Below are 13,925 nucleotides of genomic sequence, written 5' to 3'. Positions count from 1 at the left end.
CGGGAGGACGCTATGACGGACACATCACTTGAAATCGGGGCGAAGGACGGCGGCAGGGTCAACCTGCCGCTGTTCCTGATCTCCGGCGGCTTCATCGCAGGCTTCTGCCTGCTGGCGCTGTTCAACCTCGACGCGCTCTCCGGCGCCGTCGACTGGGGATTCAACATCGCCGCCACCTATTTCGGCTTCTACTGGCAGCTCCTGCTGCTGGCGACATTCCTGATCGGCCTGCTGCTGTGCGTGCTGCCCGGCGGCAAGGCCGTCCTGGGCGGTCTGGCCCGGCCCGAGTTCACCGTGTTCCAGTGGGGCTCGATGATCATGTGCACGCTGCTGGCCGGCGGCGGCGTGTTCTGGGCCGCAGGCGAGCCGATGGCGCATTTCCTGTCGCCGCCGCCGCTGTTCGGCGCCGAAGCCGGCACCGCGGCCGCGGTGAACCCGGCGATGGCGCAAAGCTTCATGCACTGGGGGTTCCTGGCCTGGGCGATCCTCGGCTCTCTCAGCACCGTGATGCTGATGCACTACCACTATGAGAAAGGCCTGCCGCTGGCGCCGCGGACGCTGCTGTATCCGGTGTTCGGCGACAAGGCGATCAACGGCCCGATCGGCCTGATTGCCGATGCCTCTTCGATCATCGCTGTGGTGGCGGGCACCGTCGGCCCGATCGGCTTCCTGGGCCTGCAGGTCGGCTACGGGCTGAGCGACCTGTTCGGCGTCGCCAACAGCTTCGCCACCCAGGCCGTAGTGATCGCCGCGCTGGTACTGCTCTATACCGTTTCGGCAATGACCGGCCTGTCCAAGGGCATCCAGCTGCTGAGCCGGATCAACGTCGTGCTGGCCACCGGTCTGCTGCTGTTCATGCTGGTGGCGGGGCCGACCGGATTCATCTTCTCCACTTTCTTCTCGGGCTTCGGCGAGTATCTGGGCAGCTTCTTCGGCATGGCGCTCTACCGCGGCGATGCGGGCCTGTTCGGCGCGCCGGGCTGGCTGGGCTGGTGGACCGTGTTCTTTTGGGGCTGGTTCATGGGCTACGGGCCGCTGATGGCAATGTTCATCGCGCGGGTGTCGCGCGGCCGCTCGATCCGCTCGATTATCATCATGCTGTCGGTCATCGCCCCCATCGTCACCAATTTCTGGTTCACCATCGTCGGCGGCTCCGGCATCGCCTTTGAGCTGGAGAACCCCGGCACCGTGGCGGCGGCGTTTGAGGGCTTCAACCTGCCGGCCGCACTGCTGGCGATCACCCAGCAGCTGCCGATGGGGTTCCTGGTCTCGGTGCTGTTCCTGGTCCTGACCACCATCTTCGTGGCCACCACCGGCGACTCGATGACTTATGTTATCTCTGTCACCATGAGCCGCGACGGCCACCCGTCGATGCCGGTGCGGATCTTCTGGGGCGCCGCGATGGGCCTGATGGCCGTGATCCTGATCTCGGTGGGCGCCGGCGGGGTGTCCAAGCTGCAAAGCTTCATCGTGGTGACCGCCGTTCCGGTGTCGCTGCTGCTGCTGCCCTCGCTGTGGGATGCGCTGCGCATCACCCTGGCCAAGGGCAAGACCGGCTGAACACAGGGCCGGGCGCCTGCGGGAGCCCGGCCGCACATCATCGTAACTCCAACTGGGGGCCACTTCTATGAGCGATATTGCGCGCCGCGATCCGGACCGGGTTATGCGCCTTGCGCGGCTTGGATCCTTGCACCAGTCCCGGCTGTCCTTCATGCGGGTGCTGACCCGCCGGATGGCCCGCGAGAACTGGAGTTTTGCGCGGCCCAAGTTCGATATCGACGCCAAGGGTGTGGGCGTGGCGGTCTATACCGCCACCGGCCCCGCGCGCACCTATTCGCTGATCGCCTTTGCCCACGACCTGCCGCCGGAAATGCGCTCGGACCGGGTGATCGCCACTGCCTGGGATGCGACCTTTACCCTGTTCGACGGGGTGCCAACGGATGCGGACATCGCGCGGCTCGCAAAGAATGTGCCGTACCAGGAAGCCGGACGGGTCGACGAGAAGTCGCTGTCGGTGTCCCGGGCAAACCGCTCCGTGCGCCTGTGGGCGCATTTCGTCGACGCGCTGTCCCAGGGCCGCCAGCCGGACCCGGCCCAGGTGGAGGCTGTCGGTTATCTGATGCGGACCACCGCCGTCTACGGCTCCGGCAAGCTGGGTGCTGCCGACCGGGAGGCGATTGCCGACCGCCCCGAACTCAGCACCCCGTTCCAGGCCGAGATGCTGTCGGTCTATCTGACGCGGGTCTTTGTGCGTGATCTGGTCGAGCACATGGCCCGTGCCAAGGGCGGCGATCAGGCGGTGCCGCTGGCGCCCGGAACTGCGCGGCGGCTGGGCATCGGCAATTCCACCGGCCTCGGCATGGCGCCCTACATCGTCAACCACCCGGTGCTGTTCAACAACTGGATCATGGCGCGGGAGGAGGCGATTGCCCGGGTGCGCTCGGTCGAAACCGCCACACCGGAGGCAGCGGATTTTTTCCGCCGGATGCTGCGGCGGAGCGAACTGTCGGCAGCCCGGTGGCACTCGGAACACCCGGTGCAGCTCGAGAAGCTGGCAGGCCTGGCCAAGGATCTTGAGGCGCTTGCCGCCTGGGTGGCCGCGGATGATCTGCTCGGCAACCGCCCCTGGGACCGCCTGATCCGCTGGAGCGAGGACGCGCTGGGTCTGGAAGGACAGGAACTGGCGGCCTCGCTGATCCTGGAGCCCTATGCCGAGCTGGTGGACGGCCTGTCCGACTGCATGGCGGATACCAACAAGGACGCGTTCATCATCGACGGCGCAATGCCGGTTGCACGTGTGCGGGAGCTGATCATGAACAGTTTCGGCTGGGCGCTGGAGCTGGATTGGAGCGCCCGGGAAAACTGCGCCCGGGCCTGGTATGTCTCGGAAGAGAAGCTCGAGCCGCGCATGGGCGAGCGCTTTGAAGAGCCGATTGCCGACTACGAGCAGCCCTTGGCCCCGGCCCGGGACGCAGCGGCCGCCCATGCGGCGCTGGCGGGCTGGGACGCGGACGCGCCGGTTGCGGCCTTTCTGCTGCACCACCCGGAACACCGCCACACCGTGCGCCGGGCGCAGATGAGCCAGGCCGCGCCTTATGGCGAGATCCGCAGCAACACCATCAGCGACAGGGTGCTGCCGATCGACATGCTGCGGGCCAAGCTGTCGTTCTTCGGGGCGACGCATTTCGACCCGCGCTCCGACCGCTGGGTGCGGATCTGCATGTATGCGGGCGCGCCGTATCCCGAAGACCTGACCACCGCCAACGCCGACCTGTGGGTCTATCCGGAGGCCGACCAATGAGCTATGCGCTGAACGAAGTGGAAGCCACCGCCAAACGCGCCGCCCGCGGCGCAGGCTATGACTGGGGCCTGGCCGAGGAAGCCGCGAAAGCCGCCCGCTGGCTCTGCGCGCAGGGGCTGGACGGGGCCGCAGTGCTGGCGGGGGTGCTGGACGCAGGCTTTGCCGCCGGTCTGCCCGCCCATGTGCCGCAAGACTTGCAAGGGGACTGGCTTGCGCAAGCGCCGCTGTGCCCGCTGGCGTCCGGTGCGGCCCTGTCCGACTGTGCGGCGCGGCTGCTGCAGGCGCCGCTGAAAGCCGGACCGGTGTTCCGGCCTGCAATGATCCTTCCGTTTGCTGCGATGGCCGCACGCCAGATAGGCGTCTGCGTCACCGTCGAGGGGGAGGGCTTCCAGGCTGTCACCGATGGCATCGGCTTGCGGTGCGAAGGCGCACTGCCGGATACGGCGGCACAGCTGACCATCCGCGCTGCGGGAAGCCTCGCAAGCGCAAACCCCAACTGCACCCGCGCGGAACCGGAGGAGGCGGCCTGGGCCGTTCTCAACCGTTTCGCCCATAAAACCTACGCTCCGGCCACCGAGGAGTCGCGCCGTCTCGGCGCCGGCGCCGGGTTGTCGGACAACGACTGAAGAGGCATCGACATGACCGAAACCAGAACCATGACCCTTGCTGAAATCGAGGACCTGTCCTTCCGCGCCCTGGTGGCAGCAGGCACGTCCGAGGCCAATGCCCGGCCGCTGGCCGTCGCGACCGCGGCAACCGAAGCGGACGGCGTGGCCAGCCACGGCCTTGCCTATATCCCGATCTACGCCGAGCACGTGCAATGCGGCAAGGTGGACGGGCAGGCGGCACCGGTGCTGAGCCGCCCGCGTCCCGGCGTCGTGGCAGTCGACGCAGCCACCGGCTTTGCCCATTCCGCCATCGACATGGGGTTTCAGGAGCTGATCCCGGCCGCCAGGGAGCAGGGCATTGCGGTGCTTGCGATCCGCAACAGCTATAACTGCGGGGTGCTGGGCTATCACACCGCCCGCCTGGCCCGCGCCGGGCTGGTCGGCCTGGGCTTTACCAATGCGCCGGCGTCGATTGCGCCGTCAGGCGGCAAGAAGCCGGTGGTCGGCACCAACCCGTTCTCGGTTGCGGTGCCGGGCGAAGGCGGCGAACCGGAGATGCTGATCGACCAGAGCGCAAGCACCATCGCCAAAAGCGAAGTGATGAAACACGCCCGCGAAGGCAAGGAGATCCCGCTGGGCTGGGCGCTGGATGCCGATGGCAATCCGACCACCGATCCGGACGCCGGCCTCAAGGGCTCGATGGCGCCCTCGGGCGGCTACAAGGGCGTCGGCGTGGCGCTGCTGACCGAAATCATGGCCGCCGCGCTGACCGGCGCCACCCTCGGCATCAATGCCTCGCCGTTCTCCGGCACCGCGGGCGGCCCGCCGAAAACCGGCCAGATGTTCATCGCAATCGACCCGGCAGCGACATCAAATGACGGCTTTCGCACTGGAATGGCCGGAATCGTGGAAGCGGTGCGCGGGCAAGAGGGCGCACACCTGCCCGGAGACGGGCGGCGGGCAAAGCGCTTGCAGGCCCGCAAGGACGGCGTCGCGGTCAGTGCAGCAACACTGGCCAGGATCGAAGCCCTGCTGGGCTGACGCCAGATACCGGCGGTCGCGCGAACCGCCGGACCATCCGCACCCAGGTGCGGCACGTGCGAAACGGGAGGAAACGCATGTCAATAAAGCAACCTTTTACGGATCTGGAGATCAAGACCTCCGACGATGGCTTCTATAAGGGGCACAGCGTCGAGATCGCCTTGCTCAGCAAGGGGATCATGGTCGCCCTGGTTCTCTGGGCCCTGGTCTGGCCGGCAAACGCCACTGGCGTGCTGGGCAGCCTCAACTGGCGGATCCTTGAGGATTTCAACGCCTTCTACATCATCATCGTCGGTTTCTTCGCCTTTTTCCTGTTTGTGGTCGCCGCCTTGCCGCAAACCGGTAAGCGGATTATGGGGGGGCCGGGCCAGGGCAAGGAGTTCTCCGATTTCTCCTGGTTCTCGATGATGTTCGGCGCCGGCCTGGGCGTCGGCCTGATGGTTTTCGCCACCGCGGAACCTCTGGGCCTCTGGGGCTCTAACCCGGTGGTGCTTGCGCAGGAAGTGACACCGAACACCGAAGAAGCCATCCAGTCGGGCTTCCGCTACACGTTCCTGCACTATGGCTTCCACGCCTGGGCGATCTACGTTGTGACCGGCCTGTCGCTGGCCTACTACGCCTATACCCGCGACATGCCGCTGACCATCCGTACCGCGCTGACGCCGCTGTTCGGCAAGCTGATGAACGGCTTCCTGGGCCACGTCGTTGACGTGCTGGGGGTTGTCGCCACCATCCTGGGCGTCTCCGTGACCATCGGTTTCGGCGTGTCGCAGTTCGTGGACGGCGTTTATGCCATCACCGGCATGGAATGGATGATGGATATGAGCGGCGAAGTGCCTGCGCCTGGCACCGTTGGCCTGCTGGCCGGCCTGTTCGCGATCATGGGCCTGTCGGTCGTTTCGGCAGTTTCCGGCGTCGGCCGCGGCGTGAAGTATCTGTCGAACCTGAACCTGGTTCTGTCGATTATCCTGCTGCTGACCTTCGTGGTCTTTGGCTCCTTCATGTTCGCAATGACCACCTATGCGTCGGCTTTCGTGGACTACATCCTGCACTTCACCTCGCTGAGCTTCGGTGCCTACGGACCGCAATCGCCGGCTGAGTTCGCCGCAGCGCTTCCCGCTGACGCAGCCCCCTACGCAGATGCTCTGCGCGGTGGCGCGACCAATGCCTGGGGCTCTTTCGACGGCTTCAAATCCGGCCTGGAAGGCGAAGCCGCTACCTTGTCCGACGAGGTTCTGGCAGCAGCCTATGCAGCGGGCGAGCCGCAGCGCCAGTTCGGCTGGCAGGCCGGCTGGACCACCTTCTACTGGGCCTGGTGGATCGCGTTCTCGCCCTTCGTCGGCCTGTTCCTGGCACGCATCTCGCGCGGCCGCTCGGTGCGCGAGTTCATCCTCGGCTGCGTGATCGCGCCGGCGATGGTCTGCTTTGCCTGGATGGCCATCCTCGGCGGCACCGCCATCGACCTGGAAGTGTCCGGCGCGGCAGAAGGCGCCATCATCGGCGCTTCCAACACCGCCAAGCTGTTCGTGACCCTGCAGAGCATGATCGACGGCGGCCTGCTGTCCGGCATCACCATCATGTGCGTGGTTCTGATCATGACCTTCCTGGTCACTTCGGCGGACTCCGGCATCCTGGTGATGAACACCATCATGTCCGGCGGCGACCAGAACATCGGCAACAAGCACAAGATCGTCTGGGGCCTGATTCTGACCGCCGTCATCGGCACCCTGCTGTTCGCAGGCAAGACCAATGGCGCAGCAGACCCGATGGAAGCGCTGAAGAGCGCGATGATAATCGGTGCTCTGCCGTTCACCATGGTCATGGGACTGATGTGCATTTCGCTGGCCAAGGCGCTGTTCCGCGACGGCCAGCGCGAGAAGGCCGCGGCTCCGGCCGAATAAACCCTGCACCGGGCAACGCAGCTGCGGTGTGCCCGGTGTAAAAAAACAGCCTCCCTCCGGGGGGGCGGGGAAGCCGGAGGAGCCATCCTCCGGCTTTTTTCTGCTCTGTTATGGCTGGCTTTGCAGCAGCGGCGACTGACACCTGAACCAGTCCAGCAGTTGCTCCAGCGCGCTGCTGCTGGCGGCTGGCGCGCGATGCTGCACGAAATAGCTGTACGGCCTGTCCGAAACCGCAGGCCCCAGCCTCAGCACCTCGCCGCAGGCCAGGGCATTGTCGGCGATCCCGGTCCAGCCCAGCCCGATTCCTTCGCCGCGCCGCACCGATTGCAGCAGGAACGGATAGGCGTCGAATTCAGGTGCTTTGCCAAAGCGCGGTTGTGGTAGCCCTGCCTGCTCAAACCAGCCCCGCCAGGTCAGGAACCCCGAAGTGCCGGTGTCGAAATGCAGGAACAGGTTCGGCGGCAGCGCGGACAGGTTCTCAGCCGCCTCCGGATATGCCTCCAGAAAGCCGGGGCTGCAGATCGGAAAAGTTTCCGCCGGTACCAACGGAAAATACGGCCGCTCCGGCATCCGCGCCGGGTCCCACACCACCGCCGCATCCAGACGGCTGAGATCGATATCGCCGAGCTGATCCGTCGTCACCACCCTGACTCTCGTGCCGCCCAGGCTGGCGCGCAGATCCGAGTAGCGCGGCATCAGCCATTGATCGGCAAACCCGAAGGTGCAGGCCAGTGTGACCTCGTCCGTCTCCGGCGCCGCCAGCACTTCGCTCCAGGCTTGATCCACATGGCCCAGCCCCAGCGCCACCGCGTCTGCCAGCCGGGTTGCATTGGCCGTGGGCGCGATCCGGTTGTTGTTGCGCTCGAACAGCGGCTGGCGCAACCGCCCCTCCAAGGTGGAGATGTGGCGCGACACGGCGGGCTGGCTCATCCCCAGCTCAGCGGCGGCGCGGGACAAGCTGGCATGCCGCACGGCGACCTCCAGAACCAGGAGGGAGTTCAGCGATCCGGAGGTAGGGCGTATCGAGCGTTGCATAATAAATTGTTATGGGAAGCATAGCTTCTAGGCCAGTGGATATCGCCGCGCGCAAGGATAATCTGCGTCAAGCAAAACAGCATACCGTAACAGTCAGAGGCCCCTCCAATGCCGCAGCGCCCCCTTTCCCATATCCGCGTTCTCGACTTCGGCCATTACCTGGCCGGCCCGCTGACCGGCATGATGCTGGCCGACATGGGCGCCGAGGTGATCCGCATCACCCCACCGGGCGGCACCGGGTTTGACGGCCCGGCCTTCGACATGCTGTCGCGGGGCAAGCAGGCGCTGGAGCTGGACCTGAAGTCGGACGAAGGCCGCGCCGCTGCCATTGAGCTGGCCAAGCGCGCAGATGTGGTGATCGAGAACTTCCGCCCCGGTGTGATGCAGCGCCTCGGCCTGGGGCCGGAGGCACTGCGGGCCGCCAACAGCCGGCTGGTCTATCTGTCGATGCCGGGCTTTGCTTCCACCGATCCGGAACTGTCGGACCTGCCTGCCTGGGAGGCGGTGATCGCCGCCTACACCGGCCAGTTCACAGACATGGGCCTGAACCGCCGCCTGATGGGCATCAACCCGTCCTTCTCGCCGCTGACCCTGGCTTCGGCCTATGGTGCCAGTTTCGGCGCCATGTCGGTGCTGTTTGCCCTGAACGCCCGCGAGCAGAACGGCGGCGACCATATCGAGGTGCCGCTGGCCGCCGCGCTGCTGGAGGGGCTGGTCTATAACTGCGAACAGATCGAAGACTACCCCGCGCGCTACAAATCCCCGCGCGAGGTAGAGCTGGACCGCCGCGAAGCCGAAGGCTTGCCGATGAACCTGAAGTTCGAGGAGCTGTCGGAATTCCTCGACCCGTTCTACCGCACCTATACCTGCGCTGACGGGCGCGGCTTCTATGTGGTGAGCGGCTCGGTCGCCACCCATCCGCGCCGGGTTCTGGAGACCCTGGGGCTTAAGGATCTGGCGGACGAACTGCCGGATTTCTCCGCCTACCTTGATACCAGGGACTGGCCCGCCGAATGGTCGATGCGAAATTACCCGGTGGGGGCGTCCGACCGGGAACGGGTGTCCTCGGCGATGAAGGCGGCTTTCCTGACCAAACCTTCCCACGAGTGGGAGGAGCTGTTCGGCGCCGCCAAGGCACCCGCCACCGCGCAGCGCTTCACCAGCGAATGGCTGCACGACCCGCACGCCTTGGCGTCGGGGCTGATCCTGCAAGTGGAGGACGCCAGGCACGGGCTGATGCAGCAGATGGGCAATGTGGCCTGGCTGTCCGGCGACGAGGGCGCGGCACGGAAATCCAGTGCGGCGGAGGCAGACCTGGCGGCGCTGCTGGCGGAGCCGGAGCGCGGCGGGGCCGGCGGGCAGGCGGGCAAGGGCTGGCTCGACGGGCTGAAAGTGCTGGACCTCACCAATGTGATCGCCGGGCCGACCATCGGCTCGACCCTGGCACGCTACGGCGCCGAGGTGACGCTGGTGCAGCCGGTGGACCCGTCGGTCGACCCCTGGAACACCGTCGTCTTTGGGATCCACGCGCAGCGCGGCAAGGAGAGCATCCTGCTGAACCTGCGCAGTGAACAAGGGCAGGAGGCGCTGACCCGGCTGATCGCCGAAGCCGATGTCATCACCATGAACGGCACCGACCAGCAGCGGGATCATCTGGGACTGTCGCCGGAACGGCTGGAACAGATCAATCCGCGTCTGATCCTGGTGCAGCTCGATGCCTTCGGCGGCCCGATGCGCGGGCCGAAGTCCGACCATCTCGGCTATGACGATCTGGCGCAGGCCGCAACCGGGGTGATGCTGCGCTTTGGCGGCGGCATGGAAACGCCCGAAGAACACGCCCATTTCGGCACCATCGACGTGCTGACCGGCTTCTGCGCCTGCGTGGCCCTGGGCGGTGCCCTGCTGCGGCTGAACGAAACCGGCAAGGGCGGGGTGGCGCGTGCCTCGCTGGCGGCGGCCGGCAACCTGATCCAGGCGCAGTTCATGTATGACCATGAGGGCAGGGCGCCCTTTGACGAGCCCTCGGGCCGCGCGGCGCTGGGTTGGGGGGCGTTCTACCACTGCTATCAGGCGGCGGACTGCTGGTTCTTCTTCGCCGCCCCCACCGAACGGACTGCCACCCTGGCGCGGGTCCCGGAACTGGCGGATCTGGCAGAGCTGCCGGAGGACCAGCTGCACGCGGCGCTGTCTGAACGCTTCAGGTCGCAGCCGCTGCCGCATTGGCGCGCGGCCTTTGCCGGTACCTCGGCAACGGCAGTGCCGCTGTCCTCGCTGCATGACACCCGCGACGCGGCGCTGCAGCTGGAAACCGCCGGCAATATCGATCTGACGCAGGCAACCTTCCGGGTGATCCGCCACGACCGGCACCCGATGGGGCGATGGTGCGATCTGGTGGCGCCCAACGCGGTGCGCCCGCAGGCCGGGCGGATCACCATCCCCGGGTCCGCGCCCAAATACGGTGCCCATACCCGGGCGATCCTGGCACGGCTTGGCTACTCTGCCGGCGAAACGGAAGCGATGATCGCCAGTGGCGCAGCCGGGGAGCGCTGGTCTGAGAAATACCTGCCGGAGTGATCCGGGCACCGGCACGCAGTACAAGCAAAAGGCAAGGCGCCCCGGAAATGCCGGGACGCCCTTTCACCTGTCCGGTCCGGCGGCTTAGGCTGCCAGGTCGAAGCGGTCGGCGTTCATCACCTTGACCCAGGCCGCCACGAAGTCGCGCACAAAGGCGGCTTCGTTGTCCGACTGCGCATAGACTTCCGCCAGCGCCCGCAGTTGCGAGTTCGAGCCGAACACAAGGTCCGCGCGGGTGCCGGTCCACTTCACCGCCCCGCTGGCCCGGTCGCGGCCCTCATAGGTGCCGTCGGCTGCCGGTTTCCACTCCACACCCATATCCAGGATATTGGTGAAGAAATCGGTGCTCAGCACGCCAACACGGTCCGTGAACACCCCGTGCTTGGACCCGCCGTGATTGGCGCCCAGCACCCGCAGGCCGCCGACCAGTGCGGTCATCTCCGGCGCGCCCAGGGTCAACAGCTGCGCACGGTCCACCAGCATCTTTTCGGCGGGCACGCTGTATTCGGTCTTCAGGTAATTGCGGAACCCGTCGGCCTCCGGCTCCAGCACCGCAAAGCCCTCGATGTCGGTCTGCTCCTGGCTGGCGTCGGTGCGGCCGGGGGTGAAAGGCACCTCAACCGGGTGGCCTGCCGCCTTGGCGGCTTCCTCAACCGCGGCGCCGCCGGCCAGAACGATCAGGTCCGCCATCGACACTTTCTTGCCGCCGGACGCCTTGGCGTTGAACTCGCCCTGGATTTGCTCCAGCGCCGACAGCACTTTGGCCAGCTTCCCGGGCTCGTTCACCTCCCAGTCCTTCTGCGGCGCCAGCCGGATACGGCCGCCATTGGCGCCGCCGCGCATGTCCGAGCCGCGGAAGGTTGCAGCCGAAGCCCAGGCGGTGGAGACCAGTTCTGAAACCGAAAGCCCGGTATCAAGGATCGCCGCTTTCAGCTGCGGGATATCCTGCGCGTCCACCAGCGCGTGATCCACCGCCGGCACCGGATCCTGCCAGATCAGGTCTTCCGCAGGCACGTCCGCCCCCAGATAGCGCGACTTCGGCCCCATGTCGCGATGGCACAGTTTGAACCAGGCGCGGGCGAAGGCATCGGCGAATTTCTCCGGATTGGCATGGAAATCGCGCGAGATCTTCTCATAGACCGGGTCCATCCGCAGCGACATGTCGGCGGTTGTCATCATCGGCGGGTGCGTCTTGCCGGGATCGTGGGCATCCACCACCATGTGCTCCGGCCTGACGTCCTGCGCCTGCCATTGGTTGGCGCCGGCCGGGCTTTTGACCAGTTTCCACTCATAGCCGAACAGCACGTCGAAATAACCCATGTCCCAGGTGGTCGGGTTCGGCTTCCAGGCCCCTTCAATGCCCGATGTGGTGGTGTCGCCGCCTTTGCCGGCGCCATGCGCATTGATCCAGCCAAAGCCCATCAGCTCCATCTCGCCTGCTTCCGGTTCTGCACCCACCAGGTCCGGATTGCCTGCGCCATGCGCTTTGCCGAAGGTGTGGCCGCCCGCCACCAGCGCCACGGTTTCCTCGTCATTCATGCCCATGCGCGCAAAGGTGTCGCGCACGTCCAGGCCCGAGGCAACCGGATCCGGGTTGCCGTCGGGGCCTTCCGGGTTCACGTAGATCAGGCCCATCTGCACCGCGGCCAGCGGATTATCCAGTTCCCGGTCGCCGGAATAGCGGCTGTTGGGCTGGTCGCTTGTGGCCAGCCACTCGGTTTCGGCCCCCCAATACACGTCCTCCTCGGGCTCCCAGACGTCCTCACGGCCGCCGCCAAAGCCGAACACAGGGCCGCCCATCGATTCGATGGCGCAGTTGCCTGCCAGGATCATCAGATCGGCCCAGGAAATCTTGTTGCCGTACTTTTGCTTCACCGGCCACAGCAGGCGGCGCGCCTTGTCCAGGTTGCCGTTATCCGGCCAGGAGTTCAGCGGCGCGAAGCGCTGATTGCCGGTGCCGCCGCCGCCGCGCCCGTCGGCGGTGCGGTAGGTGCCTGCGCTATGCCAGGCCATGCGGATGAACAGCCCGCCGTAGTGGCCGTAGTCCGCAGGCCACCAGTCCTGGCTGTCGGTCATCAGCGCGAACAGGTCCTTCTTCACCGCTTCCAGGTCGAGCTTCTTGAATTCTTCGCGGTAATTGAAATCCGCCCCCATCGGGTTCGACTTGGGCGAATGCTGATGCAGGATCTTCAGGTTCAGCTGGTTCGGCCACCAATCCTGGTTCGAGGTGCCGCCGCCGCTGGCGTTCAGCGCCGCGCCGTGCATAACCGGGCATTTTCCTGCGGGGGTATTTCCGTCCATTATCTTCTCCGATCGTGGCTTCAAACAGTTGAACTGCGATGTGGCGGAAGGGCCTGGAAACCAGTCCGGCAGCCTGCGCGCCGCCTGAAAATGCAAGCGGGGCAGAACTGCGCCTTCCGGGTCTCCCTGTCTTCCTCGGAATGAGGCTAGCAGGGAAAATCCATTGGGATAAGTTGCATTTATTCATCACAGTGATAATGAAATCCTATGATAAACGTGACCCTCCGCCAGATGCGCTATTTCGAGGCGCTGGCCCTGCACCGCCATTTCGGCCGGGCAGCAGATGCCTGCGCCGTTTCTCAGCCGGCTTTGTCTGTTCAGATCAAGGAGTTGGAGGAGGAGCTGGGGGTGCAGCTGGTGGAGCGCGCTGCGCGCCAGGTCCGGCTCACCAGTTTTGGAGAGGATCTCGCCCTGCGGGTGCGCGGCATCCTGCGCTCGGTGGATGAGCTGGGCGAACTGGCGCGCGCGTCGCGCGACGGCCTGGCGGGACGGCTGCGGATCGGGGTGATTCCCACAATTGCGCCATACCTGCTGCCCTCCATCGTCGGGAACCTGACCCGGCAGTACCCGGAGGCGGACGTCCGTGTGCGTGAAACCGTGACCCCCAAGCTGCTGGAAGAGCTGGGCGAGGGGCGGCTGGATACGGCCATTGTGGCGCTGCCTGTCTCAGAGCCTTCTTATGAGGAGGTGGCGCTGTTCTCCGAGGACTTTGTTCTGGTGCGCCCCGGCGCGGATGCGGGCACCCCGGTGCCCGGCCCCGAGGGTCTGCGCGAGATGCGCCTGCTGCTGCTGGAGGAGGGGCATTGCTTCCGGGATCAGGCGCTGTCCTTTTGCAATATGCAATCCGCCGCTCCGCGGGAACTGCTGGATGGCAGTTCCCTGTCCACCCTGGTGCAGATGGTCAGCGCCGGAATCGGGGTGACGCTGATTCCCGAAATGGCCGTTCCGGTGGAGACCCGGTCCGCGGTGGTTTCGGTGGCCCGCTTCCGCGATCCGCAGCCGTCGCGCACCATCGGCATGATTTGGCGCCGCAGCAACCCGCTTGCACGGCAGCTGATGCAGGTCGCCGACGTGGTCCGGCAGGCCGCAGACAGCTTGCGTTCCACCTATGAAACAATGCGCTGACGCCCAGTCCCGCACCGGAGGAGCGGATGCGCCCGGCAG

At 66.1% G+C, this 13,925-nt stretch carries 9 protein-coding genes; 7 read left to right on the top strand and 2 right to left on the bottom strand.

What is annotated here, in order from left to right:
• Positions 1 to 12 precede the first annotated feature (12 nt).
• The 5 genes from KUV26_RS06810 (at position 13) to KUV26_RS06790 (ending at position 6,851) form a co-directional block, all read left to right on the top strand.
• Positions 13 to 1,560 carry a BCCT family transporter gene (locus KUV26_RS06810; RefSeq protein ID WP_222504957.1) on the top strand — a complete coding sequence of 516 codons (1,548 nt, stop codon included), beginning with the start codon at positions 13 to 15 and terminating at the stop codon, positions 1,558 to 1,560.
• Between the two features lie 67 nt (positions 1,561 to 1,627).
• Positions 1,628 to 3,301 carry a hypothetical protein gene (locus KUV26_RS06805; protein WP_222507795.1) on the top strand — a complete coding sequence of 558 codons (1,674 nt, stop codon included), beginning with the start codon at positions 1,628 to 1,630 and terminating at the stop codon, positions 3,299 to 3,301.
• Entirely contained in the window at positions 3,298 to 3,927 is a 630-nt protein-coding gene (locus KUV26_RS06800) for a DUF3726 domain-containing protein (RefSeq protein WP_222504955.1), read from the top strand. The genes KUV26_RS06805 and KUV26_RS06800 overlap by 4 nt, the downstream gene beginning before the upstream one ends.
• 12 nt (positions 3,928 to 3,939) lie before the next feature.
• Positions 3,940 to 4,950, top strand: a complete 1,011-nt coding sequence (locus tag KUV26_RS06795) for an Ldh family oxidoreductase (RefSeq protein WP_222507794.1) — start codon at positions 3,940 to 3,942, stop codon at positions 4,948 to 4,950.
• A gap of 77 nt (positions 4,951 to 5,027) precedes the next feature.
• Positions 5,028 to 6,851: a BCCT family transporter gene (locus KUV26_RS06790; protein WP_222507793.1), complete on the top strand. Its 1,824-nt coding sequence runs from the start codon at positions 5,028 to 5,030 to the stop codon at positions 6,849 to 6,851.
• Positions 6,852 to 6,959: 108 nt separating this feature from the next.
• Here KUV26_RS06790 and KUV26_RS06785 read toward each other — a convergent pair whose 3' ends face one another.
• Complete coding sequence (locus KUV26_RS06785) at positions 6,960 to 7,886, bottom strand: LysR family transcriptional regulator (RefSeq protein ID WP_222507792.1); 927 nt, start codon at positions 7,884 to 7,886, stop codon at positions 6,960 to 6,962.
• Between the two features lie 108 nt (positions 7,887 to 7,994).
• Here KUV26_RS06785 and KUV26_RS06780 point away from each other — a divergent pair, with 108 nt between their 5' ends.
• Positions 7,995 to 10,460, top strand: a complete 2,466-nt coding sequence (locus tag KUV26_RS06780) for a CoA transferase (RefSeq protein ID WP_222507791.1) — start codon at positions 7,995 to 7,997, stop codon at positions 10,458 to 10,460.
• Between the two features lie 84 nt (positions 10,461 to 10,544).
• Here KUV26_RS06780 and katG read toward each other — a convergent pair whose 3' ends face one another.
• On the bottom strand, positions 10,545 to 12,761 hold the full coding sequence (katG, locus tag KUV26_RS06775) for a catalase/peroxidase HPI (RefSeq protein WP_222507790.1): 2,217 nt from the start codon (positions 12,759 to 12,761) through the stop codon (positions 10,545 to 10,547).
• Between the two features lie 207 nt (positions 12,762 to 12,968).
• Between katG and KUV26_RS06770 the strand changes: the two genes are divergently transcribed.
• Entirely contained in the window at positions 12,969 to 13,886 is a 918-nt protein-coding gene (locus KUV26_RS06770) for a LysR substrate-binding domain-containing protein (protein ID WP_222507789.1), read from the top strand.
• Positions 13,887 to 13,925: the final 39 nt, after the last annotated feature.

Origin of the sequence: Leisingera daeponensis (assembly GCF_019801465.1) — a bacterium.
GTDB lineage: Bacteria > Pseudomonadota > Alphaproteobacteria > Rhodobacterales > Rhodobacteraceae > Leisingera > Leisingera daeponensis_A.
Note: the sequence above shows the minus strand (reverse complement) of the source record. Positions and strands in the feature narration are given on the sequence as shown.